Source organism: Pseudomonas cavernae (assembly GCF_003595175.1).
Taxonomy (GTDB): Bacteria; Pseudomonadota; Gammaproteobacteria; order Pseudomonadales; family Pseudomonadaceae; genus Aquipseudomonas; species Aquipseudomonas cavernae.
Genome location: NZ_CP032419.1, coordinates 717861 through 742866, shown reverse-complemented (window position 1 = coordinate 742866; position 25006 = coordinate 717861). Strand labels below are relative to the sequence as shown.

Sequence of the window (25006 nt, the reverse complement as noted above, 5' to 3'; positions counted from 1 at the left end):
AGCGCTGCGCAACACGTAACTGGGACATAGCCTTCTGTAAGAACCTGTTTACGATCTCGCGAGCTAGAGTCAAACAAGGCGAAAACGGCTGAGGAAGCGGAGTTTACGCGTTGTAAATGAGCATTCCGAAGCCGTTTTCAACGCAGTTTGACCGACGCGCAGCAGATCGTAGACAGGTTCTAAGGGCGAATGCATTCAGCCTTCAGGGTTCATGCATTCCCAACCAGCACAGCCACCGGCCTCGGGTAGAATGCGCCATCCCCATTACCTGCCAGCCCTACGCCATGAACGAGTCCGCCGCCCCTGCCGCCCCTCGCGCCACCATCATCGGCGGCGGCCCCGCCGGGCTGATGGCCGCCGAGGTGCTGGCGCTGGCCGGGGTCAGGGTCGACCTCTACGACGCCATGCCCTCGGTCGGGCGCAAGTTCCTGCTGGCCGGAGTGGGCGGGATGAATATCACCCATTCCGAGCCCAAGCAGGCCTTCCTCTCCCGCTACGGCGAGCGCCGCGAACAGATCGAGCCGCTGCTGGCCAAGTTCGGGGCCGATAGACTGTGTGCCTGGATTCACGGCCTGGGCATAAACACCTTCGTCGGCAGCTCCGGGCGAGTGTTCCCCACAGATATGAAGGCCGCGCCGCTGCTGCGCGCCTGGCTCAAGCGCCTGCGCGAGCATGGCGTGAACCTGCACACCCGCAGCCGCTGGCTGGGCTGGAACGCCGATGGCAGCCTGCGCATCGCCACGGTCGCAGGGGAAATCGCCGTGCGCAGCGACTCCACCCTGCTCGCCCTCGGCGGCGGCAGTTGGGCACGCCTCGGTTCGGACGGCACCTGGGTGCCGCTGCTGGAACAACGCGGCATCGCCGTGGCGGCGCTGCAGCCGAGCAACTGCGGCTTCGAGGTGAGCGGCTGGAGCCCGCTGTTCGCCGAGAAGTTCGCCGGCGCGCCGGTCAAGTCCAGCGCCATCCGCCTGGATCAGGAGCCCGCACGACTGGGCGAGTTTGTCATCACCACCGGCGGCGTCGAAGGCAGCCTGATCTACTCACTGTCGGCGCCGATCCGCGAACGGATCGCGGCCGAAGGCCGCGCGACGATTTATCTCGATCTGCTGCCGCAGAAAAGCCCGGCGCAGGTCGAAGCCGCCCTGCGCAAGCCGCGCGGCAGCAAGTCGATCAGCAACCACCTGCGCGGCCAACTCGGCCTCGACGGCGTGCGCGCCGGCCTGCTGCGCGAGTTGAGCAGCGCCGAGGCCTACGCCGATCCCGCGCAGCTGGCGGCCGCGATCAAGGCCCTGCCGCTGACCTTGCTGAAGGCACGGCCGCTGGACGAGGCGATCAGCAGCGCCGGCGGCGTGCCCTTCGCCGCGCTGGACCAGCACCTGATGCTGCGCCAGCTTCCCGGGGTGTTCTGCGCCGGCGAAATGCTCGACTGGGAAGCGCCCACCGGCGGCTACCTGCTCACCGCCTGCTTCGCCAGCGGCCGCACGGCCGGGCTGGGCATGCTGGAGTGGCTGAAACCTAGGTAAGCCCAACGAGCGGGAATCGACAACGGCGTTGGAGTCAATGCCGTCCGTTGGGCTTCGTCGCAAGCGCCTCAACCCAACCTACAATCGGATACCCATGCCGCGCCCGCGCTGAAAAAGGAGACAAGGATGAACCCACTACGCAGCGTCGAACTCAAGGCCTTCGTGCCGGCCAAGGATTTCCAACTCAGCCGGCAGTTCTACCAGGACCTGGGTTTCAAACCCGGCTGGGCCGATGAGCAGCTGGCCTATTTCAGTCACGGCGAGCATTGCGCCTTCCTGCTGCAGAACTATTACGTCCGCGAATGGGCCGACAACTGCATGCTGCATCTGCTGGTCGAGGACCTGGACGCCTGGTGGCAGCAGATCCAGGAGGCCCGCCTCGCCGAGCGCTATGGCGTGCGCCTGGTGCCGCCGCAGGAGCAGCCCTGGGGCATGCGCGACTGCGTGCTGATCGACCCGAGCGGCGTGCTCTGGCGCATCGCGCAGAACACTTAAGAGGCTGTTTACGATCTCGCGAGCTAGAGTCAAACAAGGCGAAAACGGCTGAGGAAGCGGAGTTTACGCGTTGTAAATGAGCATTCCGAAGCCGTTTTCAACGCAGTTTGACCGACGCGCAGCAGATCGTAGGCAGGCTCTAAGCGCAGAGGTAAGGATCGGCAGCCCTGCACCAGTCATTCCCGCGCCGGCGAGAAACCAGTCAGTTTCGAGATCGAACGTTGGGAGTCACCTGCGACTCCTTGTTGGGCATCACTTCGTTCAGCACCAGCCTACGGACCTGCGCTGCCCAACCACCGACCACTGCCTCACTTCAGATACCAGCCCCAGGGTTCGCGGCCGACGTACTCGGTCACCTGTTTCACTTCCAGGTAATTCTCCAGTCCCCAGCGTCCCAGCTCGCGGCCGATGCCGCTCTGCTTCATGCCGCCCCACGGCGCCTGGCTGAAGGTCGGCTGCGAACAGTTGACCCAGACGATGCCGGCGCGCAGGGCGTTGGCCACCCGCGCCGCGCGTGCTGGATCGCCGCTCATCACCGCGCCGGCCAGGCCGAAGCGGCTGGCGTTGGCCAGGCGCACGGCCTCTTCCTCACGCTTGAAGCGTTTGACGCAGAGCAGCGGGCCGAACACCTCCTCGCGCCAGATGCTGCTGTTCTCCGCCGGCTCATCGAAGATCGTCGGCTCGATGAAATAACCCCTGTCCAGCTGCGCCGGACGCCGACCGCCGGTGAGCAGCCGCGCGCCGCTGGCCTTGGCCTGCTCGATGAAGCCGATGACCTTGTCCAGCTGGCCCTGGCTGATCAGCGGACCGAGTTGCACGCCCGGCTCCAGGCCGTGACCGATGCGGATGTTGCGGGTGGCTTCGACCAACCGCTCGAGCAGCCGCGTGGCGATGCCCTCCTGCACCAGCAGGCGTGAGGTGGCGCTGCAGACCTGGCCCTGGTTCCAGAAGATGCCGAACAGAATCCACTCCACGGCCGCCTCGACATCGGCATCGTCGAAGACGATGAAGGCCGACTTGCCGCCCAGCTCCAGGCTGATGTTTTTGATGTCCGCGGCGGCGGCCGACATGATCTTCGCGCCGGTCGGCACGCTGCCGGTGAAGGCCAGCTTGTCCACCATCGGGTGCTGGCTGAGCGGGCCGCCGGCCTCGGCGCCGAGGCCGGTCACCAGGTTCAGCACCCCCGCCGGCAGGCCGATGCGGTCGGCCGCCGCGGCCAGCTCCAGCGCCGTCAGCGGCGTCAGCTCGGAGGGCTTCAACACCACGGTGGCACCCGCCGCCAGCGCCGGGGCGACTTTCCACGCGGCCATCAGCAAGGGGTAGTTCCACGGGATGATCTGCCCCGCCACGCCGACCGGCTCACGGCGGATCCGGCAGCGGAAACGCTGATCCGGCAGCACCAGCACCTCGTCCTGGCGGCTGTCCAGTTCCCGCGCCAGCTCGGCGTAATAACGAAAGCAGCCAATCGCATCGCCGATATCCCACTGCGCTTCCGCCAGCGGCTTGCCGTTGTCGCGCACCTCGAGCAGGGCCAGCGCCTCCTGGCCAGCCTCCAGTTCATCCGCCAGCGCCTCCAGCCAGCCCGCCCGCTCGGCTCCGCTGGTCTGCCCCCAGCCATGCTCGAAGGCCCGCCGGGCGGCGCGTACGGCATGGTCGATGTCCTCTTCGGTGCCGGCTGGCACACGCTGGATGACTTGCTCGCTGGCCGGGTCGAGCACCTCGAAGTAACCACCCAGATCCGGGCTGACCCACTCGCCATTGATATACAACTGATCGCGCATAAAGCCCTCCATCAGGGATGTACGCCGGCACGGCGGTTTTGCAGGTAACGGGAGGTGAACAGCAGTGCCAGCGAGACGCAGATGATTAGCGTGGAGATGGCATTGATCTCCGGCGTCACACCACGGCGGATCGAGGAGAAGATGTAGATCGGCAGGGTGGTCTCGGAGCCGGCGACGAAGAAGGCGACGATGAAGTCATCGAAGCTGAAGGTGAACGCCAGCAGGAAGCCGGCCAGCACCGCCGGGGCGATCTGCGGCAAGGTGACCCGCCAGAAGGTCTCCAGCGGCGGCGCATAGAGATCGGCCGAGGCCTCCAGCAGGGCGCGATCCAGCGCCTCGACGCGGGTGCGGACGATCACCATCACCAACGCCATGGTGAACAGCGAATGGGCCGCGACCACAGTGGCGAAGCCCATGTTCAGCCGCGGGATGCCCAGATCCAGCGCCGCCAGCAGCGGATTGAGCAGGTCGAACAGGCTGATGAAGGCGATCAGGGTGGCGATGCCGATGACGATGCCGGGGATGATGATGGCGCTGTAGATCAGCGCCTCGAACAGCAGGCGCACGCGTTTGCCGACCCGCTGCAGGCCGAACACCGCGAGGGTGCCGAACAGCGTGGCGATCACCGCCGAACTCAGCGCGATCAGCAGGCTGGTGGCGAGCGCCTCCATGATGAAGGGGTTGCCGAACGCCCGGCCGAACCACTGCGTCGAACAGCACTCGAAGGCCGCCGCATGCTGGCCGGCGTTGAAGCTGAACAGCATGATCAGCGCGATCGGCGCGTAGAGGAACAGGTAGACCGAAGTCGAATAACTTCTCAGCCACATCTCAGAGCCCTCCGTCCGACTGCTTGCCGCCCAGGCGCTCCACCAGCTTCAGGTAGAGGGCGATGATCGCCAGCATCATCGCCACCAGGGTCATGGCCACCGCGCTGCCGAACGGCCAGTTGCGCGATTGCAGGAACAGGTCGACCAGCGCGTTGCCGACGAAGAACACCTTGCCGCCGCCGAGGATCGCCGGGATCAGGAACTCGCCCATCAGCAGGATGAACACCAGCATCACCCCGGTGATCACCCCCGGCGCCGACAGCGGCAGGGTGATGCGCCGGAAGGTCTCGAAGGCGCCCGCGCCGAGATCGCCGGAGGCTTCCAGCAGGCGCTTGTCGAGCTTCTCCAGGCTGACGTAGATGGGGAACACCATCAGCGGCAGGTAGCCGTAGACGATGCCGATCAGCACCGCGGTCGGCGTGTTGATCAGACGCACGTCGTCCAGGCCGACGCTGGCCAGCAGCGCCGGAATGCCCTTGCCGCTGAGGATGAAGATCCAGGCGTAGGTGCGGATCAGGAAGCTGGTCCAGAACGGCACTATCACCAGGGTCAGCAGCAGCGACTTGTTGCGCTTGACCTTCACCGCCAGGAAATAGGCCAGCGGGTAGGCCGCGAGCAGGCAGATCAGGGTGCCCACCGGCGCCAGCACCAGGGTATTGGAGAAGGCCTTGGCCCGCGCACCGAGGTTCAGGTAATTGTCCAGGGTCAGCGCGGCGCTGTAGCCGCCGACCGCACTGCGCTCGCCGAGGCTGAACACCAGGATGATCAACAGCGGCAGCAGCAACAGCAGCAGGAACCACAGGGTCGAGGGCAACAGCAACAGCCAGGTGACGCGCCGGCCGAGGCTCTGTCCGGCAACGCCTGGCCCAGCGGCGCTCGCCGCCTGGAGCGGGGCGCTAACGGCAATATGCATAGGTGAATCCTTACTCCGCATGGATCAGAAAGCCTCGCACCAGCAGCCCCCTCGCCCTCCTAGGGAGCGGGTTGGGGAGAGGGTCCGAAGACTTCCCCCTCTCCCTGGCCCGCTCCCCACGGGGAGCGGGAAACCAGCGAATCGGCCGGGCGCTACGCCGCCTTGAAGCGCGCCATCAGCTCGGCGCGGGCCGGGCTGGTGAGGGTCGCCGCGGCGCCGAACTCGAGGGTGCTGAGCACCTCGGCGGCCGGGTACATGATCGGGTCATCGAGCATGGCCTTGGGCAGCAAGGCATCCACCCGCTTGTCGCCGCTCGGGTAGCCGTGGGCCTCGACTTCCAGCTTATTCACCTGCGGGTCGAGCAGGAAGTTGATGAAGGCATAGGCCGCCTCGCGGCGCTCGGCGCTCTTCGGAATGGCGAAGAAGTCGCTCCACAACTCGCCGCCCTCGCGGCCCAGCACGTACTGCATGCTCGGGATGTCGCGGCGCAGTTGCTTGGCGTCGCCGGTCCAGCACATGGCCATCCAGGCATCGCCGTTGCGCATCGACGGCTGGTAGTCGGAGTTGATCGCGAACAGGTGCGGCTTGACCTCCAGCAGCAGCTTCTCGGCATCGGCCAACTCCTTCGCATCCAGCGAGTTGAAGCTGTAGCCGAAGGACTTCAGGGCGTTGCCGATCACGGTCAGCTGGTAATCGTGAACCATCACCCGCCCGGTCGCCGTGCCCTGGCTCAGCTCCCAGAACTCCTTCCAACTGCTCGGCTTGGCGCTGAGCTTCTGGCCGTCGTAAACGAAGCCGGTGGTGCCCCAATCCTTCGGCACGGCATAGACCTTGCCGTTGATCACGCCCTGCTCCATGAAGCGTTTCTCGAAGGAGGCCGGGTCGAAGTTCGGCAGCTTGGCCAGGTCCAGCGGCTCGATCAGGCCCAGCTCGGCATAGGTGCTGATGGTGTAGTTGGTCGGCACGAACACGTCCCAGCCGCTGCCGCCGGCCTGCAGCTTGGCGAGCATCTCCTCGTTGGAGCCGAACACGTTGACCTGGACCTGGGCGCCGGTGGCTTTGGCGAAGGCCGTGAAGTTCTCCGGGTTGTGGTAGTTCGGCCAGGTGGCCAGCACCACGCGATCGCCGATCGAGCCCTTCTCGCCGGCGAAGGCCTTACTGGTCAGCAGACCGGGCATATTGCTGGCGACCACCGCGGCGGCCAGGCCCAGGCCGGTGCGACCGAGAAACTCGCGCCGGGTGATGGAGCCGTTCTGCCAGCTGCGCATCGTCTTGATGAAGCTCTTACGTTCGTCCATCGCACTCTCCCGCCTGTTAGCTGTTGCTGTTGTTCTGCCTACTCGGAAACCGCGCGGAAATCGCGGCCCTGCGCCTACAACGTCATCGCCAGGCCACTGGCCTGGTCCCAGCCCACCCGCACCGGTGCGCCATGCTCGAACGCGCCGCGCTCCTGCGCGCCATGACAGGGCACGCGCACGCAGACGATGCCGAACGGTTCGGTGCGCACCCGGTATTCGGTGAGGTTGCCGAGGTAGATGCGATCCTCGACGTGCCCGCGCAGGCTGATCTCGCGGGCCAACGGCGCACTCTCGGCGCCGATGCTGATCTGTTCCGGGCGCACCGCGATGCAGCCCGCCTCGCTGGCCTTGAGCGGCGGCCCGCTGGGGGTCGGCGGACTGGCCAGCTCCAGGCCCTGGGCGGTCTGCAGCACCACGCGGTCGCCCTCGATGCGGCGCACGGTGCCGTCGAACAGGTTGGATTCGCCGATGAAGTCCGCCACGTAGCGGCTGGCCGGAGTCTCGTAGAGTTGCTCGGGGCTGGCGGTCTGGATGATCAGGCCGTCCTGCATGATGCTGATGCTGTCGCTCATCGACAGCGCCTCTTCCTGGTCGTGGGTGACCAGCACGAAGGTGATGCCGACCTCGCGCTGCAGGCGCAGCAACTCGGATTGCATCTCCTTGCGCAGCTTGCGGTCCAGCGCCGCCAGCGGCTCATCGAGCAGCAACACAGTCGGTTTGTTGACCAGTGCCCGCGCCAGCGCCACGCGCTGCTGCTGGCCGCCGGACAGCTCGTGCGGCTTGCGCGCGCCGAAGCCGGTCAGACGCACCATCTCCAGCGCCTGCTCGGCCAAGCGGCGCTGCTCGGCGCGGTCCGGGCGCGAGCTGCGGTAGCGCAGGCCGTAGGCGATGTTCTCCAGCACCGAGAGATGGGGAAACAGCGCGTAACTCTGGAACACCATGTTCACCGGACGCTGGTAGGCCGGTACCCCGGCCATCGGCTGGCCGGCCAGCAACACTTCGCCCTCGCTGGGCTGGTCGAAGCCGGCGATCATCCGCAGGGTGGTGGTCTTGCCGCAGCCGGAGCTGCCGAGAAAGGAGTGGAAGGCGCCGCGCCTGACCTTGAAACTCAGGCCGTTGACCGCCGCCACGGCGCCATAGCGCTTGACCACCTGGCGAAACTCGATATCGAACGCTTGGCTGGAATCGTTCACCGCAGGCCCCACTCTTTATTAGTGCTAGTGGGGCTCAAACTAGCAATCGCGGTTTTGCCCTGTATATATCCCTCGGGGGATAGGCGCGGGCCGAGGCAAAGGCTATGCCCCTGCCACGTGTTGCATGGGTTAGTGCTTTTTGTAGGAGCGGATTTATCCGCGAACCAGGGATAAAGACGATGCCAGCCCTTTCGCGAATGAATTCGCTCCTACAGGTTCGGCATGAGCTGACAGCCCACGGGCAAGGGATGCTGTACCCGGGTTGCGTCCGGGCTACGACGCCCCAACACGTAACGGGGGCATAGCCGAGGAAAAGCGCCCTAGGGCGCGCTACTGGGACAGCGCCCCCGCGGGCAACGGCGACTCGCCCTCCACCGCCGATCCCGACAGCTCGCGGATGAACAGCCCGAGTAGCTCGGCCTGGCTGCCGATGCCGAGCTTGGCGTAGATGTTCTTGCGGTGGATCTTCACCGTGCCGGGGCTGATTGCCAGTTGCTCGGCCACCGAGGCGCTGGAGTGGCCGCGCAGCAACAACTGGACGATTTCCTGCTCACGCGCGGTGAGGCTGTGCGCGCCGAACTGCTCGAAGGCGGCGCGAATCTGGTGATCCAGGTCCTGCGCCGGGCGCGGCTGCTGATCGCGGCGCTGCTGCCAGGCCTCCTGCACCACTTCCTCGACCACCTGCTGAGCGCAGTCGAGCAGCTGCAGTTCATCGCGGCTGTAGGTCGGGCTGGCGGTGCTGCGCATCAGCGACAGCACGCCCTTGGCGCCGTCGGCGAGATCGACGAAGAAGGCCACCTCTTCGGCCAGACCGGTCAGCTGGTAGTAATTCAGGTAGTACTCGCCGAGGTAGAAGTGGTCCGGGGCGAACTGGCGCAAGCGCCACAGGCCGGGCGGCTGGTTGCGCGTACAGGCCAGGTAGAAAGGGTCGAGCAGATAGGGGCCGACCTGATAGTCGTCGACGTAGACCTTGCGCTTGTCCGCCGGGAAGGTGTCGAACAGCGCCAGCGGGCGGTGATTGCCTTCATAGACGAAGAGGACGAAGTGATCGACGTGGCAGATCTGCTTCAGCCACTGGCTGAGGCCAAGCAAGCGCGCGCGGCCGCTGGGCAGGGCCAGCAAATGAGCGACGCCGGCGGTCCAGTGTTTCAGTTCCTTGTGGCGCATGGGCTGGTCTGTGTGGTGGTGCGCAAGGTGGGAAAGCCTGCAACACACTATAGGCGTTGCGGATTTCACACGGAAATGCACATTTTGCGCCACTATCCTGAAACCCCACGCCCCCCGCCTGAGCGCCCCAGCCGGCAAGCCCAGGCGCTGACCGGGCGCGGTTTTAGCGCGCGCCGGCGCACCGGCATGGCCCGGCCCGGCACCCGCAAATGTCACCCGCCACCCCACTGCCGGTAACGTCAGCCATCCGCCTCAGGGCCTGTTTACGATCTCGCGAGCTAGAGTCAGACAAGGCACAACGTGGCGAAGCGGAGTAACACCCGCAGGGTGAGCGTAGCTAATCAAAATGGTCGAGGGTGTGGAGTTTACGAGTTGGAGATGTCGTAGCCCGGATGCAATCCGGAGTGCAGCAGCCCCTGCCCTGTGGACTGTCAGCACATGCCGAACCTGTAGGAGCGAATTCATTCGCGAAAGGCTTGGCACCGCCTTTATCCCGGGTTCGCGGATAAATCCGCTTGTACAGGTTCGTAGGGCGGGTTAGCCGTAGGCGTAACCCAGCAGCCCTGCTGGACGTCCATGGCGACATCGCTGGTGGGTTACGCCGCTGGCAGCGAACGCCGGACAGCAAAAAGGGAGACCCCGCGGTCTCCCTTTTTGCTGTCTGTCCTGTGCTGGCGATTGTGTCGCCGCTTTCCTCGCCTGCCTGGTTGGGCGGTGCGGACCCGGGGGCCGTGACGATCCGGTGGGATCGGCGGCGACGGCCTGCCTGATTGGGCGGGCCGGATGGACGCTTACGTCCGGGCCGTGAAACTGAGGTAAAGCTTAGGCCTATCGGTGCAGCAGGGGCTTGCGAAGACTGTCCATATAACTGGCACTTGCGCAATTTTTAGCTAAAACAGCATGATCAACAGCAATCAAACAACAAAGACTGCGCGCCATGAACAAACTCGACCGCTATGACCTGAACATTCTCGCCGAACTGCAGCGCGACGCCCGCCTGTCCAACCAGGAACTGGCCGAACGCATCGGCCTGTCGCCCTCGCCCTGCTCGCGGCGGGTCAAGCAGCTGGAAGACGACGGTTTCATCGTCCGCCAGGTGGCGCTGCTGGACCGCAAGAAGCTCGGTCTGAGCCTCACCGCCTTCGTCCTGATCGGCATGGACCGCCACACCCCCGAGCGTTTCGAGCACTTTCAGGAAGTCATCCGCAAATGCCCGGAAGTGCTGGAGTGCAGCCTGGTCACCGGGATGGATGCCGACTACCAACTGAAGGTGGTGGTGCCGGACATGGACCATTACCAGAAGCTGCTGCTCGGCACTCTGACGCGCATCGAGGGCGTGTCCAGCGTGCGCTCGAGCTTCGTCCTCGACCAGGTGATCTCCAGCACCGAACTGCCGCTGCAGCATCTGCGCAGCTGAGTGCCGGCCGACGAAGGCGCGCTGCGCGACGGCGGCATTCCCGTATAATCGCCGCCGATTTCGCGTGGCCCCGCCGTCAGAGCATCCCAACAACAATCGCCCGCCCCATGGTCAGTCCCTTGACTGGCCCTTGCCTGTCTTTGCCTAATTGCTGGAGGTAAGCGATGGAACCGGAACAGTTCGAAGCGCTGATGATGTACGTCCTGGTCGGCGGCCTGATGATCTTCATGGCCTTCATCATCTGGGACCTGGCGAAGAAGTCCAAGGCCGGCCGCCTCGGCACCGCCATCCTGTTCCTCGGCCTCGGCCTGTGCCTGTTCGCCTTCCTGGCGAAGCCGCTCATTGGCTACATCATCGAAATGACGCGCGGTATTCACGGCTAAACAGCTAGTGGCCTGTGTGGTTAGTTCAATTAGTCAATTTCGGCGTCTGAGGCCCCGATACGGCGTTGCTGCTCCTCGCCATAGCGGGCTATGACTCGTCGCAGCGCCTGGTCTCAGAACCTCAGCCATCCGAACTTGAGTTAGCCAACTAACCGTACAGGCCACTAGTCGTAGGCAAACGCGCCGGCACTTCCTTCCACTCGCCCAGCCCCAGTCCAAGGCCGGCCGCGACGGCACCACGGTGCTGTTCCTCGGCCTCGGGTGCTCGGCTTCATCATCAAGACCGTGGTGATCGGCGGCCTGGAAGGGCGGTAAGACGCTAGATAGGGGCCGAAGTTGGCCCGCAACAGGGTTGCGATGACCGACCTGGCCAGGCAGCAAGCCGCCCGGCCCGTTATGCTGTAGGTCTCTTCACCTGACGGAGGATCGACAGCCATGAGCCAGACGAAATCGGCCCTGATCATCGGCGCTTCCCGCGGCCTCGGCCTGGGGCTAGTGCGCCAGTTGCGGGCGGAAGGTTGGCAGGTCACTGCCACGGTGCGCGACCCGCAGCGCGCCGACGAGCTGCGTGCACTGCCCGGCGTGGTCATCGCGCAGGTGGATATTGACGATGGCGAGGCGGTCGACGCCCTGCAGCAACGCCTGCACGACCAGGTGTTCGACCTGCTGGTCGTCAACGCCGGAATTTCCGGCCCGCAGCACCAATCCGTCGGCGCCGCCACTCAGGCCGAACTCGGCCAGCTGTTCATGACCAACGCGGTGGCGCCGGTGCGCCTGGCCGAGCGCTTCGCCATGCAGGTGCGCGAGGGCAGCGGTACGGTGGCGTTCATGAGCTCGATCCTCGGCAGCATCGCCGGCAACGACAGCAGCTACCTGGCCCTGTACAAGGCCAGCAAGGCCGCGCTGAATTGCCTGAGTCGCGGCTTCCATGGCGAGCAGGAACAGAGCGAGCGCCACCTGACCGTGCTGTCGCTGCATCCCGGCTGGGTGCGCACCGACATGGGCGGCAGCGAGGCGCCGCTGGACGTGCCGACCAGCTGCAGCGGCCTGGTCCAGCAAATCGCCCTGCACGGCGGCAGCGGCAAGCATCTGTATATCGACTACGAGGGCACGCCGCTGCCCTGGTAACCCCGTCCCCACCGCTCGCCACCCCGCGTCCAGCGGGCGCAACAGATCGGCGACCAGGTGAAGACCACCTCCCGATGATCGGTCAGGACCTGTCGTTAGGGTGAGAAGATACGAGGAGAGGTTGAGCCTGTGCTGCCCATCACCGACGATCGATGGCTATCGCTACGCTCAACCCATCCTACGAACCTGCCGTCATCCTGACCGCGCCGTTAAACTAGCCGGCATACCCGCCCGATCACGAGGACGACCATGTACGACTGGCTCAATGCCCTGCCCAAAGCCGAACTGCACCTGCACCTGGAAGGTTCGCTGGAACCCGAACTGCTGTTCGCCCTGGCCGAACGTAACAAGATCGCCCTGCCCTGGGCCGATGTGGAAACCCTGCGCCAGGCCTACGCCTTCAACAACCTGCAGGAATTCCTCGACCTCTACTACCAGGGCGCCGCCGTGCTGCGCAGCGAGCAGGACTTCTACGACCTGACCTGGGCCTACCTGCACAAGTGCAAGGCGCAGAACGTCATCCACACCGAGCCGTTCTACGACCCGCAGACCCACACCGAGCGCGGCATCCCCTTCGAGGTCGCGCTCAACGGCATCCGCCAGGCGCTCAAGGATGGCCGCGAGCAGCTGGGCATCAGCAGCGGGCTGATCTTGAGCTTCCTGCGCCATCTCTCCGAGGAAGAAGCGCAAAAGACCCTCGACCAGGCCCTGCCCTATCGCGACGCCTTCTTCGCCGTCGGCCTCGACAGTTCGGAGCTGGGCCACCCGCCGCGCAAGTTCCAGCGGGTGTTCGACCGCGCGCGCAGCGAAGGCTTGCTCACCGTCGCCCACGCCGGCGAGGAAGGCCCGCCGGAATATATCTGGGAAGCCCTGGATCTGTTGAAGGTCAGCCGCATCGACCACGGCGTGCGCGCCGCCGAGGATCCGAAACTGATGCAGCGGCTGATCGACGAGCAGATCCCGCTGACCGTCTGCCCACTGTCCAACATCAAGCTCTGCGTGTTCGCCGACATGCGCCGGCACAACATCCTCGACATGCTCGAAGCGGGAGTGAAGGTGACGGTCAACTCCGACGACCCGGCCTACTTCGGCGGCTATGTCACCGAGAACTTCGCCGCCCTGCACGAAGGCCTGGGCATGACCGAGGAGCAGGCCAAACGCCTGGCGCAGAACAGCCTGGAGGCCCGCCTGGTGTAGCAATCGCCTTGTCGCTTCTTAGAGCCTGTTTACGATCTGCTGCGCGTCGGCCATACGGCGTTAAAAATGGCCTCGGCAAGCCGCTTGCGGCTAACGCGCTTTAGCGCGGCCCCGACGGGGCGAGCGCAGCGAGTCATGCTCATTTACAGCTCGTAAACTGCGCTCCCTCGGCCATTTGACTCGCTACGCTCGCCCTTTGGGCCAGCCTGCGGCTGTTACTCCCGTTGGTCGTTGCGCCTTGTCTGGCTCTAGCTCGCGAGATCGTAAACAGGCTCTTACAGCCACCGACGGTGGAAAACGCTTCGCGGTTTTCCACCCTACAGCCTGCGCCGCTTGCCGGTGATCATCGACAACGGCAGGTTCTCCTTCAGCCGCCAGCTCTCGAACAGGGCGGCGGCGATATGCACGCAGACCAGCGCGAACAGCGCGTCGGCGATCCACACGTGGATGTCGCGCGGCAGATCCTCGCCCCAGAAGTAGTCGACCTCCTCCATCAGGAAGCCGCTGACGCCGAGGCTCAGCATCGACAGCAGCATCAGCAACATCACCAGCGCGCCGAGCGGCGAATGGCCGAGGCGGTGGAAGGGTTGCCTCTTGAATAGCGCCCGCAGGTGCGTGGCGAGTCGCGTCGGCGTCGGCCAGAAGTCCGCCCAACGCGCCGCCGGCGAGCCGACGAAGCCCCAGCCCACGCGGATCAGCACGCACAGCACGGCGTAATAGCCGAGCCAGCGATGCCAGAACTGCACCTGGGAGCCGAAGGAGGTGAGGAAGAAGTAATCGGCGAAGAACACCCCGGCCACCGACCAGTGGCAGAAGCGCACCAGCGGGTCCCACAGGCGCAGGGTGTCGTCGCGCATGGCTCAGTCTTCGATCTCTTGCTCGACGACGTTACCGCTCACCGGGTCGAAATAGATTTCGACCTTGCGCTTGTCCTTGTCCCAGCCGTAGATCTCGTAGCAATTGGTGCTGGTGACCTTGAACTTCTTGATCTCGTAACCCTGACCCTTGAGGGTTTCCTGGAATTTGGTCTGATCCTGCCACTGCGCCTTGTCGGCGGTGGTGCATTGCGGATCGGCGAAAGCCAGAGGGCTGGCGGCAATCAGACTGAGCAGAAGCAATTTGCGCATGGATATATCCTCTATCAGAACGGGGGTGAAGCCTGCCGCACAATAAGGAATGATTCTTAACTCGTCCATCCTCGCCGAGCAAGATTAGCTGCCCAACACCCGTTGCGCCGGAGCAAAACGCGATAAAACCAGCCAGTCCAACGTCCAAATCAGCAGCAGCGAGGCACCGACCAACGGCAACGCCAGGCCGAGCAGCAGCATCAGCACCACCGCGCCCTTCCATAACGGCAGGTCGTGGCGCAGCGGCGGCACACCCAACGAGCCCTGCGGCCGGCGCTGCCACCACAGCACCAGGCCACTGAGCGAACTGAGCAGGATCATCAGGCACACCGCCAGCATCAGCAGCTGGTTGGCCAGGCCGAAGAACTTGCCCTCGTGCAGCACCACGCCCATCTCCACGCTCTTCGCCACCAGGCCGTAGTCCTGCCAGCGCAGGTCGGCGAGCAGCTTGCCGCTGTACTGGTCGACATGCAGGGTGGCGTCGGCGCGCGGGTCGTCGGCGAACAGGGCGACGGTGTACACGCCCTCCGCGCCTTTTGGCAGGCTCACGCTGTAACCCGGCTGCACGTTCTCGGCGCGGGCCAGGTCGACCACCTGTTGCAGGCCGATCTGCGCCGACACCGGCCCGCTCGCCGCCTGGGTATGGCCCTGGTGCGCGGCATGCGGGTCGGAAGTCGGCAGCGGGGTGTTCTCCGCCGCCCAGGCGACGGTCTGCTGACTGGCGCTGTTGAGGCTGCGCGCCTGCAGGTCGGACTTCGGCACCGCGTTCCACATCTGCGCCGGGAAGCGGTTCCACACCGCGGCGAACTGCTCGCCCCACAGGCCGGTCCAGGTCATCCCAGTGAGCAGCATGAACAGCAAGAGCAGCGCGCCCCAGAAACCGGTCACCGCATGCAGGTCGCGCCAGAACAGCCGCCCGCGCGCGCTCAGGCGCGGCCACAGCACGCCGGCGCCACCCTGGCCACGCGGCCACCAGAGGTACAGCCCGGAGATCACCAGGACTATGCCCCAGCCGGCGGCCAGCTCGATCAGGCGGTCGCCGACTGTACCGGCCAGCAGCGTGCCGTGCAGCGCACGGGCGATGGCCTGCAGGTTGTTCTCGGCATCCTGGCTGCCCAGCAGCGTGCCGCGATAGGGGTCGACGAACAGGTTGAGCTGGCGCTCGCCCTCGGCGATGACGAACTGCGCGCTGTGCTCGCCATCCACCGGCGGCAGGTACTTGCTCACGCTCGCCTGCGGGTGGGCCTGCCTGACCACGGCCAGCTGCCGGTCGGCGCTCAGCAGCTGCTCGCCGCGCGGCACCAGCAACAGTTCGGCATACATCAGCCGGTCCAGCTGCGGCTTGAACAGGTAGACCATGCCGGTCAGCGACAGCATGAGCAGGAAGGGGATGACGAACAGCCCGGCATAGAAATGCCAGCGCCAGGCCTGGTTGTAGAACGACGGGATCGACGGGTTCATGGTGCTCGGCCTCCATTGGTGGCGAATACCGCGCGGCTCAGGCCAAGGTCGGCCGGACTGAGCCGCGGCTGCTCGGCGCTACTGCGCGTGATCGTGCTCGGCGTGTTGGGCATGGTCGGCGTGGTCGGCCTGTTCGGCTGGCGCTTGCTTCTGCACCGCCACCTCGACCTTGACGTCGCCGGCCTTCTCGAAATGCAGGGTCAGCGGGAAGCGCTGGCCGTCCCGGTACTGCTGCTGCAGGCCGAACAGCATCACGTGGTAGGCGCCCGGCGCGAAGCTGGCCTCGCCGCCGGCGGGCACCTCGACGCTCTGCACCTGCTGCATCTTCATCAGCTCGCCCGCCTGCACGTGCTCGTGCAGCTCGGCCTTGGCGGCCATCGGGGTGTCGACGCCGAGCAGGCGGTCGGCGGCCGCGCCCTTGTTGTGCACGACGAAATAGGCGGCGGCGGTCGGTGCGCTCGGCGGCATCTCGCGCGACCAGGGATGCTCGATGTGCAGGGTGCCGGCCGCGTAGTCGTGGGCGCCGGCGAACGCCGCGGGCAGCAGCAGGGCGGTCAAGAGCAGGGCGTTAGTCAGTTTCATGGTCCATCTCCTTGGGTGATCAGGGTTCGCGTGGCAAAACTACAGGCGCCATTCCAGGCCGACATACAGGCTGCGGCCATCGCCGGGCAGAAACTGCGCGCTGTCCCGGCCGTCGGCATTGGCGATCACGCCGGTGGTGGCGATATAGGTCTTGTCCGCGAGGTTGCGGCCCTCGACGAAGAAGCCCAGGCCGTCGGCCGGCCGGTAGCCGCCCTTCAGGCCCCAGATGGCGTAGCCCTCGGCATACAGGGTCTCGGCCTGGTCGACGTTGTAATGGCTGGGCACCCACTCGCAGGTCGGCCCGGCGTACCAGCCTTCCAGCTGCCACAACGCCTCGCCCTTGAGGAACTGGCGTGGCACGCCTGCCAGGCGGTTGTCGCCGAACATTGGGTCGTCGTCGAAGCGGAAGTCGTTGAACAGATACTGGCCGCGCAGCACGACCTGGCCGAGGGTCCAGGCGCCGCCCAGTTCGACGCCCTGGTGGACGGTGCGATCGGCGTTGACCGTGCCGAGCGGCTGGCCGTTGGCGTCGTTGAGGCTCAGCAGCTCGTCGCGGATCTCGCTGCGGTACACCGCCAGATCGAGGTCGAGACTATCGCGTGACCAGCGCATGCCGGCCTCCCAGGTGCTGGCCTGCTGCTCGCTGTTGGGGGCGAAGGCGATGACCTGGCCGCCGGTGAGTTCGCTGAAGCTTGGCGGCTCGAAGCTCTGGCTGAAGTTGGCGAACAGCTGCACGCCCTCGGCCAGGTCGTGACGCACGCCGAGACGACCGATGCGGCCGATGTAGGTCTGGTCGAACGAGGTATCGCGGCCGATCAGCAGGCGATCGTCGGAATCGCGTTGCTGATGCAGCCAGCTCAAGCCGCCGATCAGCGCCCAGCGCTCGGCGAGCGGCACTTCCAGTTCGCCGAACACATTCAGGTTGCGCGCGGTCTGCCGCAGTTCGTCGACCTTGGCGCCCTTATGCCCGCCGACATTGACGAAGTTGGACTGCTGGTTGCGCCCGTGGCTGCTGTCCAGCCCGCTGCGCCAGCGCCAGCCCTGCGCGTTCTCCCACAGGTGCGAGAGGCGCAGGCCGTAGTCCTCGCTGTCGATGTCGAGGACCTGGAAGATCGGGTGGAACAACGATTTCTCGCTGTAGTAGCTGGCCAGTTCCAGGCGGTGGCCGCCGTCCAGTTGCAGGGTGGTGAGGTTGCCGAGGCGGTTGAGGTTGAAGTCACGGTGCTGGTCACCGCTGATGCTGGCCGCCGACGCCTGCTCCGGGTCGCGGCGCAGCTGCGCCTTGGTCAGGCTGCCCGGCAATTCGGAATCGGTCTCCACATGGGTGAGGTAGACGCGGGTGGCCAGTCGATCATTGATGCGCCCGCCAAGGTTGGCGAAGTAGCGCTGGTTGTCCTGCTTGGCATGGTCGCGGAAACCGTCCTGGGCATAGTCGTTGAGGCTCAGGTAGGCGTCGGCATCGCCGAAGTCCTGCGCCACCGCGCCGAACAGGCGCCGATAGCCGAAGCTGCCGCCCTCGGCGCGCAGATCCAGCGGCGGTGCGCTCTTGCCGGTCGGGGCGACGAAGTTGATCGCACCGCCGAGGGTGGCCGCGCCGTAGCGCCAGGCGTTGGCGCCGCGCAGCACTTCGATGTGGTCGGTGGCCAGCGGTTCGATGGTCTGGAAGTCGAAGCTGCCGTCGGCCAGGTTGACCGGCGCGCCGTCCTGCATCAGCAGCAGGCCGCGACCGTGGAAGGTACGCTGCAGGCCGGAGCCGCGAATCGACAGGCGCGCCTCCTCGGCACCGAAACGCGGCTGGATCAGCACCCCGGTGGCCATGCCCAGGGCATCCTGGAGGGTGCTGCTGCGGCCGTCCTTGTAGGTTTCCGCATCGACCAGCGACGCGCCGCCGGGGATATGGGCGAACTCGGCCTGCTTCTCGGCGAGGCCTGGGGCCGTCGGGTCGCTGGCCTGCTCGGCGACTATGGTGGTTTGCTCGAGCTCCAGATGGTCGGCCTGAGCCGGCGCCTGCCAGCCGGCGCCGAGCGCGCACAGGCCTAGGAGCGATAGATGACGCATGGACTAACCCCTGATTCTTATTAATTCCCTAGAAGCCTGTTCACGATCTGCTGCGCGTCAGCCATACGGCGTTAAAAACAGCCTCGGAATGCTCATTTACAACCGTAAACTCCGCTTCCTCGGCTGTTTTTGCCTTGTCTGGCTCTAGCTCGCGAGATCATGAACAGGTTCTTGGGTCGCCCCACGGGACGACTTCAACTGCATTGGGCGCACCGGCCCGCATCCGACAACGCCGACGGCCAGGCGCCCACGAAGACGCCCGCCGAGCGGGGGCAGGGTGCAGCAGGGGTTACAGGGGTGGCGCGCGCGGGCTGGATGGCGGCCAGCTGTAGCGGGGGGGCGCCTTGATCCGTCGCTCGCGGGCCAGGCGCGGAGTGGTGGCAGGCCAGTACAGCCAGATCATGCCGAACAGCAGGGCCAGGCCGAGGCCCAGGCTGGCACACAGCGAGCAACTCGAGATGCTGGAGAGGGAGAGGGAGCTGCTCAGCGGGCTGTCGCTGGAGAGGTCGCGAAGCGGCCCACCACCGTTGTCGACCGTACAGTACAGACCGCCAATGCCGTTGAGCTGCAGGCCGAGCATCTGGCCATGGCCCAGGCCACACGCGAGCACGCCGAAGAGAACGCTGCAGTACAGCATCCAGGCGACCTGCGGGCGGTGGCGGCGATGGGTGTCCATAGGTTCCACTCTAGACGGCGGCGCGACTTTAGCAGCAAGCCTGGATGAAAAATATCGTCGCGCATGGCACCAATTGTCGCAGCCGCTGGCCGAGCTGGAGGCCCTGCCGCAGGGCTATCCATCCGCCGTATGCCGCGCGGACAGAAACACCTCGCGACCAAGAGCCAATGGCCCCTATCGGGCAGTTGCCTGGACTTGGCCCTGCGTATGCACTCCAGCTGTGAATCGCTCGCGGTTGCGTAGACGTCCCTGAGCCTCAGCAACGGCTCGAACTCAGTCGTTCGCTGACGCGCGAGGGTGGTCATAGCGCCTCGTCAGGCGCTGGGTGAACCGGCAGCCAAGTGAGCGCAATTTCGCCCCGCGGCGAACCTCCACCCCGGTCGGATGAAGTCAACTTCGCTGCCGACCCGAAGGCCTAGCGCTGCAGCTCGTCGGCCCGCGCGTCTTCGGCGCCGACATGGACTTCACTGCCTTGAAAGCGCTAGCGTCGCGCACGCATTCCTCGGTTTGGTGAAACGCCCATGCACATTCGCTGCGACTTCGACAGCGGCAACATCCAGGTCCTCGATGCCAGCAACTCGCACCAGGTGTTGCTGGCCATCCGCCCGGACCTGAACAGCCCGCACTTCCAGTGGTTCCACTTCCTCGCCGAAGGGCTGACGCCCGGCCAGCGCTATGGCTTCAGCCTGACCAATGCCGGACAGTCGGCCTACAGCCAGGCCTGGAGCAGCTACCAGGCGGTCGCCTCCTACGACCAGCAGGACTGGTTCCGCGTGCCGACCCGCTACGACGAGCAGGGCCTGCACTTCGAACTGGACAGCAGCCAGACGCAAGCCTGGTTCGCCTATTTCGAACCCTACAGCCGCGCCCGCCATGCCCGACTGATCGAACAGGCGCTGGCCACCCCCGGCGTCGAGCAGCTGGCCTGCGGCCAGAGCATCGAGGGCCGCGCCATTCCCTTGCTGCGCGTCAGCGCTCAGGCCGCGGCGCCGCGCAAGCTGTGGCTGATCGCCCAGCAGCACCCAGGCGAGCACATGGCCGAGTGGTTCATGGAAGGCCTGATCGAACGCCTGCAGGAGGCCGATGCCGAGCTGGAACAGCTGCTCGCCCAGGCCGACCTCTATCTGGTGCCGAACATGAACCCCGACGGCGCGCTGCGCGGCAATCTGCGCACCAACCTCGCCGGCACCGACCTCAACCGCGCCTGGCTGGCGCCCAGCGCCGAGGCCAGCCCCGAGGTGCTGTTCGTCCAGCAGCAGATGCAGCGGAGCGGCGTCGACCTGTTCCTCGACATCCATGGCGACGAGGAAATCCCTTACGTGTTCAGCGCCGGCTGCGAAGGCAACCCGGGCTACAGCCCGCGCCTCGCCCAGCTGGAAAGCGAGTTCCGCCGCCGCCTGCAGGACAGCGGTGCGGAGTTCCAGAGCGAGCACGGCTACCCGCGCCATGCGCCGGGGCAGGCCGACCTGCGCCTGGCCTGCAACTTCGTCGGCCAGACCTACGACTGCCTGTCCTTCACCCTGGAAATGCCGTTCAAGGACCACGACAGCACGCCGAACCCGCGCACCGGCTGGAACGGCGAGCGCTCGAAACGCCTGGCCCGGCATGTGCTCTCGACCGTCGCGGCGCTGGTCGGCAGCCTGCGCTAACAGGCCCGCCTCAGTCTGGCGTGTTCAGCCAGGGCGCCTGCGCCAGCAATTCGGCGCAGCGCGCCTGGAGGAACTCGCGCAGCAGGCGCACCGGCTTGCTCAGCTGGGCGCGGTGGGCGCAGAGCAGATTCAGCGGCGTCGGTTCGCCCAGGTAGTCGCCGAGCGCCAACTGCAGGCGCCCGGCCTGCACATCGGCGGCGACATCCAGCCAGGACTTGTAGGTCAAGCCCTGCCCCGCCACAGCCCAGCGGCGCACCACGTCGGCATCGTCGCTGACCCGGTCGCCGCTGACCGCGACACTCAATTCGCGCCGCCCCTGGGTGAAGCTCCAGCGGTCGTGCACGCGCTCGCCGAGCATGTACAGCAGGCAGTTGTGCCGGCGCAGGTCATCCAGCTGCCGCGGTACGCCATGGCGGGCGAAGTAGCCGGGCGCGCCGCACAGCACGCGACGGTTGCTGGCGGCCAGCGGCAGCGCCACCAGGCTGGAGTCCTCCGGCGCGCCGGAGCGGATGGCGATATCCACCGGCTGACGGAACAGGTCGGCGACCCGATCGGCCAGCAGCAGGCGCACGCTCAGTTGCGGATGCTCCTGCTGGAACGCATCGAGCCAGGGCAGCAGCACGTTGCGACCGAAATCCGAGGGCGCGGAGAGTTTCAGCACGCCGCTGATCGCCGCCTTGCCGCCGGCCAGTTGCTGCTGGCCGTCGTCCAGGCTCTGCAAAGCGGCGCGCGCGTGGCCGAGGAACTGCTCGCCCTCCGGTGTCAGGCGCAGGCTGCGGGTGGAACGAGCGAACAGGCGCACCTCGAGCTGCCCTTCCAGACGCTTGAGCGCCGCACTGGCCACCGCCGGCGACACCTCCAGCGCCCGCGCGGCGGCGGACAGGCTGCCGGCATCGGCGGTACGCACGAACAGCTGGAGATCGTCTAAGCGCAACATGGGCGGCATCCATTTTCAAAATTGGTTTGAAAGAGACTCTATTCCCAGCGGCTTTTTCATGCCAGGCAAATAGCCGAGCATGCATTCCAATGTCTTGCTGCCCGGAGACACTCCGGGATCGTCCCGCCCTGCCCCGGATTGCATCCGGGCCATGCCAAACCGGAGCCCCGCCATGAAAGCCATCGCCTACTACCAATCCCTGCCGATCGACAACCCCGAGGCGCTGCAGGACGTCGAACTGCCCGCGCCGACGCCCGGCCCGCGCGACCTGCTGGTGGAGGTCAAGGCGATTTCGGTCAACCCGGTGGACACCAAAATCCGCCGCAACGTCGCTCCGGAACCCGGCCAGGCCAAGGTGCTCGGCTGGGACGTGGCCGGCGTGGTCAAGGCGGTGGGCAGCGAGGTCGGCCTGTTCCAACCGGGCGATAAGGTGTTCTACGCCGGCGCCCTCGACCGCGCCGGCGCCAACAGCGAACTGCACGTGGTCGACGAGCGCCTCGTCGGCCATCTGCCGCAGCGCCTGGACTTCGCCCAGGCCGCCGCCCTGCCACTGACCGCGATCACCGCCTGGGAGCTGCTGTTCGAGCGCCTGGGTATCGCCGAAGGCCAAGCCAGCACCGGCCAGAGCCTGCTGATCGTCGGCGCCGCCGGCGGCGTCGGCTCGATCCTCACCCAACTGGCGCGTCGGCTCACCGGCCTGACCGTGATCGGCACGGCCTCGCGCCCCGCTACCCAGGCCTGGGTGCGCGAACTCGGCGCCCACCACGTCATCGACCACAGCCGGCCGCTGGCCGAGGAACTCAAGCGCATCGGCGTCGGCCAGGTCAGCCATGTCGCCAGCCTGACCAACACCGACCAGCACCTCGACCAGCTGGTCGAGGCCCTGGCACCGCAGGGCAAGCTCGGTCTGATCGACGACCCGCTCGAGCTCGACGTGCGCAAGCTCAAGCGCAAGAGTCTGTCGCTGCACTGGGAATTCATGTACACCCGCTCGCTGTTCCAGACCGCCGACATGCTCGAACAGCACAAACTGCTGGAACGGGTCAGCCAACTGATCGACCAGGGCGTGCTGAAGACCACCCTCGGCGAGCACTTCGGCCGCATCGACGCGGCCAACCTGCGCCGCGCCCACGCCCTGCTGGAAAGCGGCAAGGCCAAGGGCAAGATCGTCCTCGAAGGCTTCGCCTAAGAGTCTGTTTACGATCTCGCGAGCTAGAGCCAGACAAGGCAGAAAATGGCCGAGGGAACGGAGTTTACGAGCTGTAAATGAGCATCCCGAGGCCATTTTTAACGCCGTATGGCCGACGCGCAGCAGATCGTAAACAGACTCTGAGGGCCACGCAGGAGTAAGCCCGCAAGGCGCTGCTCAGGAGAGGGCCGAGCGGCCTGTTTCCCCTCTCCCCCGGCCCCTCCCCCACAAGTGGGAGAGGGGCGCGCGGCGCTTAACCGACTGGCATTCGGGACAGCTCCGCGCGCAGGGTCGAAGGGCCCGATCGAACAGCGGAAAAATTCGCCAAAACCCTTGAGTTAGAGGGCTCTAGCGCCGGTGCCACGACCACTGGTCGCCAGCCTCCGAAGCGCCATCCGGGCGGGCTACACTGCAAGCTCTTGAGCATTCCTCGGGAGGCCCGTGATGAAGATTCTCGTCAGCCCGCTCACCCCGCCCCACGGCCAACGGGCCTGGCAAGTGCACCTGGATCAGCATGCCGTGGGCTTTCGCAGCGAAGCCGAGGCTCGCCAGTTCGTCGCCACGTTGGAGGCGCGCCTGCGCGCCCCGCATGTCCTACCCGAACGCGCCGCAGCCTTTCCGCCCCCGGTCAGTCAGGCCGGCTGACCCCGACGCGCCAGCCGCGCGGTCAACCACGCCACACCCACCGCGGCGATGCCGCACAGGCTGATGACCTCGGCCATCGGCAGCGCCGTGCCGTCGTGCAGCGCCGCCACCAGTGCGGCGGCCGCCGCTGCCACGCAGAACTGCAGCGAGCCGAGCAACCCAGAGGCGCTGCCGGCATGCTGCCCATGCCCGGCCATGGCGCAGGCCGAGGCGTTGGGCAGGATGCAGCCGAGGCTGGCGATGCCGAAGAACAGCGGAATCAGCAGCGGCCACAGTTGCGCCGGCTGCAGCGCCGAGACGCCGGTGAGCAGCAGCCCGCAACCCAGGTAGACCCAGACGAAGCGCCGCAGCCAGTACTCCGGTCGGCGGTAGCGCAGCAGCCGGGCGTTGATCTGGCCGACCAGGATGAAGCCGGCGGCGTTGCTGCCGAACAGCCAGCCGTAGTGCTCGGCGGGCACGCCGTAGAGCTGGATGAAGATGAACGGCGAGCCGGCGATGTAGGCGAACATCCCGGCCATCACCAGCCCGCCGGTCAGCACATAGCCGATAAATACGCCGTCCCCCAGCAGTTGCCGGTAGCGCTGGAGCGCCCCACGCAGCGGCGCGCGCGGCATATCCGCCGGCAGCGACTCCGGCAGCCAGAGCGCCACCGCCAGGCCGCACAGCGCACTGAACAGGGTCAGGCAGAGGAAGATCGCCTGCCAGCCGGCGACCGCCAGCAGCCAACCGCCGAGCAGCGGCGCGAGGATCGGCGCCAGGCCCATCACCAGCATCAGTTGCGAGAAGGCCTTGGCCGAGGCGATCGGGTCGCACAGATCGCGCACCACCGCGCGCGACACCACCATCCCGGCACAACCGCCGAGGGCCTGGACGAAGCGCGCGGCGATCAGCCATTCCAGGCTCGGCGCCAGGGCACAGGCCAGCGATGCCAGGGTGAACAGGCTCACTCCGACCAGCAGCGGCCCGCGCCGGCCGAAGCGGTCGGCCAGCGGGCCGTAGAGCAGCTGACCGATGGCCAGGCCGGCGAAGTACACCGCCAGGCTCAGCTGCACGTGTTCGACATCGGTGGCGAAGGCCTTGGCCAGCGCCGGGAAGCTCGGCAGGTAGAAATCGATGGCTAACGGGCCGAAGGCGCTGAGCGCGCCAAGGATCAGCAGGATGCGCAGGGTCATGGGGTTTCCGGTGGTGCGGCGGGGCGGAACGATTCCGTCGGACCGGCAGGATAGCCGCCAACGCGCGTTAGCCCAAGCCCCGCCGGGGCCGCCTGGCGACACTTCGACCTTTTCCTTGGCTATGCCCTGGTTAAGGGTTGAGCACAGTTTTTTTGGGTGGGTTAGCCGCGTAGCGGCGTAACCCACCG

At 66.3% G+C, this 25006-nt stretch carries 23 protein-coding genes; 9 read left to right on the top strand and 14 right to left on the bottom strand.

Translation table 11 applies throughout. From position 1 onward, the window contains the following. Nucleotides 1-284: 284 nt before the first annotated feature. Nucleotides 285-1523, top strand: coding sequence for a TIGR03862 family flavoprotein (locus D3880_RS03460; protein ID WP_119892135.1), 1239 nt, complete (start codon nt 285-287; stop codon nt 1521-1523). A 126-nt stretch (nt 1524-1649) separates the two neighbouring features. Next, nucleotides 1650-2018 carry a VOC family protein gene (locus D3880_RS03455; RefSeq protein WP_119892134.1) on the top strand — a complete coding sequence of 123 codons (369 nt, stop codon included), beginning with the start codon at nt 1650-1652 and terminating at the stop codon, nt 2016-2018. Between the two features lie 308 nt (nt 2019-2326). On the opposite strand, the gene D3880_RS03450 is transcribed toward D3880_RS03455, so the two are convergent. The 6 genes from D3880_RS03450 to D3880_RS03425 all read right to left on the bottom strand — a co-directional run bounded on the left by D3880_RS03450 (nt 2327) and on the right by D3880_RS03425 (nt 9197). After that, nucleotides 2327-3799, bottom strand: coding sequence for an aldehyde dehydrogenase family protein (locus tag D3880_RS03450; protein WP_119892133.1), 1473 nt, complete (start codon nt 3797-3799; stop codon nt 2327-2329). 11 nt (nt 3800-3810) lie between these two features. Next, a complete protein-coding gene (locus D3880_RS03445) occupies nt 3811-4626 on the bottom strand; it encodes an ABC transporter permease (RefSeq protein ID WP_119892132.1) in 816 nt (271 codons plus the stop codon). Between the two features lies 1 nt (nt 4627). Continuing rightward, nucleotides 4628-5539 (bottom strand): ABC transporter permease, encoded by a 912-nt coding sequence (locus D3880_RS03440; protein ID WP_119892131.1) that lies wholly within the window; start codon nt 5537-5539, stop codon nt 4628-4630. 152 nt (nt 5540-5691) lie between these two features. Beyond that, on the bottom strand, nt 5692-6837 hold the full coding sequence (locus D3880_RS03435; RefSeq protein ID WP_119892130.1) for an ABC transporter substrate-binding protein: 1146 nt from the start codon (nt 6835-6837) through the stop codon (nt 5692-5694). A gap of 74 nt (nt 6838-6911) precedes the next feature. Continuing rightward, on the bottom strand, nt 6912-8042 hold the full coding sequence (locus D3880_RS03430; protein ID WP_420800844.1) for an ABC transporter ATP-binding protein: 1131 nt from the start codon (nt 8040-8042) through the stop codon (nt 6912-6914). 318 nt (nt 8043-8360) lie between these two features. After that, complete coding sequence (locus tag D3880_RS03425) at nt 8361-9197, bottom strand: LuxR C-terminal-related transcriptional regulator (RefSeq protein ID WP_119892128.1); 837 nt, start codon at nt 9195-9197, stop codon at nt 8361-8363. A 937-nt stretch (nt 9198-10134) separates the two neighbouring features. Here D3880_RS03425 and D3880_RS03420 point away from each other — a divergent pair. The 4 genes from D3880_RS03420 to D3880_RS03405 all read left to right on the top strand — a co-directional run bounded on the left by D3880_RS03420 (nt 10135) and on the right by D3880_RS03405 (nt 13322). Beyond that, on the top strand, nt 10135-10614 hold the full coding sequence (locus D3880_RS03420) for an Lrp/AsnC family transcriptional regulator (protein ID WP_119892127.1): 480 nt from the start codon (nt 10135-10137) through the stop codon (nt 10612-10614). A gap of 164 nt (nt 10615-10778) precedes the next feature. Continuing rightward, nucleotides 10779-10997 carry a DUF2788 domain-containing protein gene (locus tag D3880_RS03415; RefSeq protein ID WP_119892126.1) on the top strand — a complete coding sequence of 73 codons (219 nt, stop codon included), beginning with the start codon at nt 10779-10781 and terminating at the stop codon, nt 10995-10997. A gap of 435 nt (nt 10998-11432) precedes the next feature. Then, entirely contained in the window at nt 11433-12125 is a 693-nt protein-coding gene (locus D3880_RS03410) for an SDR family oxidoreductase (RefSeq protein ID WP_119892125.1), read from the top strand. Between the two features lie 249 nt (nt 12126-12374). Further along, nucleotides 12375-13322: an adenosine deaminase gene (locus D3880_RS03405; RefSeq protein ID WP_119892124.1), complete on the top strand. Its 948-nt coding sequence runs from the start codon at nt 12375-12377 to the stop codon at nt 13320-13322. A gap of 317 nt (nt 13323-13639) precedes the next feature. Here D3880_RS03405 and D3880_RS03400 read toward each other — a convergent pair whose 3' ends face one another. The 6 genes from D3880_RS03400 to D3880_RS03375 all read right to left on the bottom strand — a co-directional run bounded on the left by D3880_RS03400 (nt 13640) and on the right by D3880_RS03375 (nt 19226). Further along, a complete protein-coding gene (locus tag D3880_RS03400) occupies nt 13640-14179 on the bottom strand; it encodes a cytochrome b/b6 domain-containing protein (protein WP_119892123.1) in 540 nt (179 codons plus the stop codon). Nucleotides 14180-14182: 3 nt separating this feature from the next. Then, nucleotides 14183-14449 (bottom strand): PepSY domain-containing protein, encoded by a 267-nt coding sequence (locus tag D3880_RS03395; RefSeq protein ID WP_119892122.1) that lies wholly within the window; start codon nt 14447-14449, stop codon nt 14183-14185. 84 nt (nt 14450-14533) lie between these two features. Continuing rightward, on the bottom strand, nt 14534-15910 hold the full coding sequence (locus D3880_RS03390; protein WP_119892121.1) for a PepSY-associated TM helix domain-containing protein: 1377 nt from the start codon (nt 15908-15910) through the stop codon (nt 14534-14536). Between the two features lie 78 nt (nt 15911-15988). Continuing rightward, nucleotides 15989-16492 (bottom strand): copper chaperone PCu(A)C, encoded by a 504-nt coding sequence (locus D3880_RS03385; protein ID WP_119892120.1) that lies wholly within the window; start codon nt 16490-16492, stop codon nt 15989-15991. Nucleotides 16493-16531: 39 nt separating this feature from the next. After that, nucleotides 16532-18550, bottom strand: coding sequence for a TonB-dependent receptor family protein (locus D3880_RS03380; RefSeq protein ID WP_119892119.1), 2019 nt, complete (start codon nt 18548-18550; stop codon nt 16532-16534). Between the two features lie 289 nt (nt 18551-18839). Continuing rightward, entirely contained in the window at nt 18840-19226 is a 387-nt protein-coding gene (locus D3880_RS03375; RefSeq protein ID WP_119892118.1) for a DUF2946 family protein, read from the bottom strand. A 521-nt stretch (nt 19227-19747) separates the two neighbouring features. On the opposite strand from D3880_RS03375, the gene D3880_RS03370 reads away from it, so the two are divergent. Then, nucleotides 19748-20875, top strand: a complete 1128-nt coding sequence (locus D3880_RS03370; RefSeq protein WP_119892117.1) for a M14 family metallopeptidase — start codon at nt 19748-19750, stop codon at nt 20873-20875. A 10-nt stretch (nt 20876-20885) separates the two neighbouring features. Here the strand turns inward: D3880_RS03370 and D3880_RS03365 are convergent, their stop codons facing one another. Next, a complete protein-coding gene (locus D3880_RS03365; RefSeq protein ID WP_119892116.1) occupies nt 20886-21812 on the bottom strand; it encodes a LysR family transcriptional regulator in 927 nt (308 codons plus the stop codon). 172 nt (nt 21813-21984) lie between these two features. Between D3880_RS03365 and D3880_RS03360 the strand changes: the two genes are divergently transcribed. Next, complete coding sequence (locus D3880_RS03360; RefSeq protein WP_119892115.1) at nt 21985-23001, top strand: zinc-binding alcohol dehydrogenase family protein; 1017 nt, start codon at nt 21985-21987, stop codon at nt 22999-23001. Between the two features lie 444 nt (nt 23002-23445). Further along, nucleotides 23446-23646 (top strand): hypothetical protein, encoded by a 201-nt coding sequence (locus tag D3880_RS03355; protein ID WP_119892114.1) that lies wholly within the window; start codon nt 23446-23448, stop codon nt 23644-23646. Here D3880_RS03355 and D3880_RS03350 read toward each other — a convergent pair. Next, on the bottom strand, nt 23634-24818 hold the full coding sequence (locus tag D3880_RS03350) for a multidrug effflux MFS transporter (RefSeq protein ID WP_119892113.1): 1185 nt from the start codon (nt 24816-24818) through the stop codon (nt 23634-23636). The two genes, D3880_RS03355 and D3880_RS03350, sit on opposite strands and share 13 nt — an antisense overlap. Nucleotides 24819-25006: the final 188 nt, after the last annotated feature.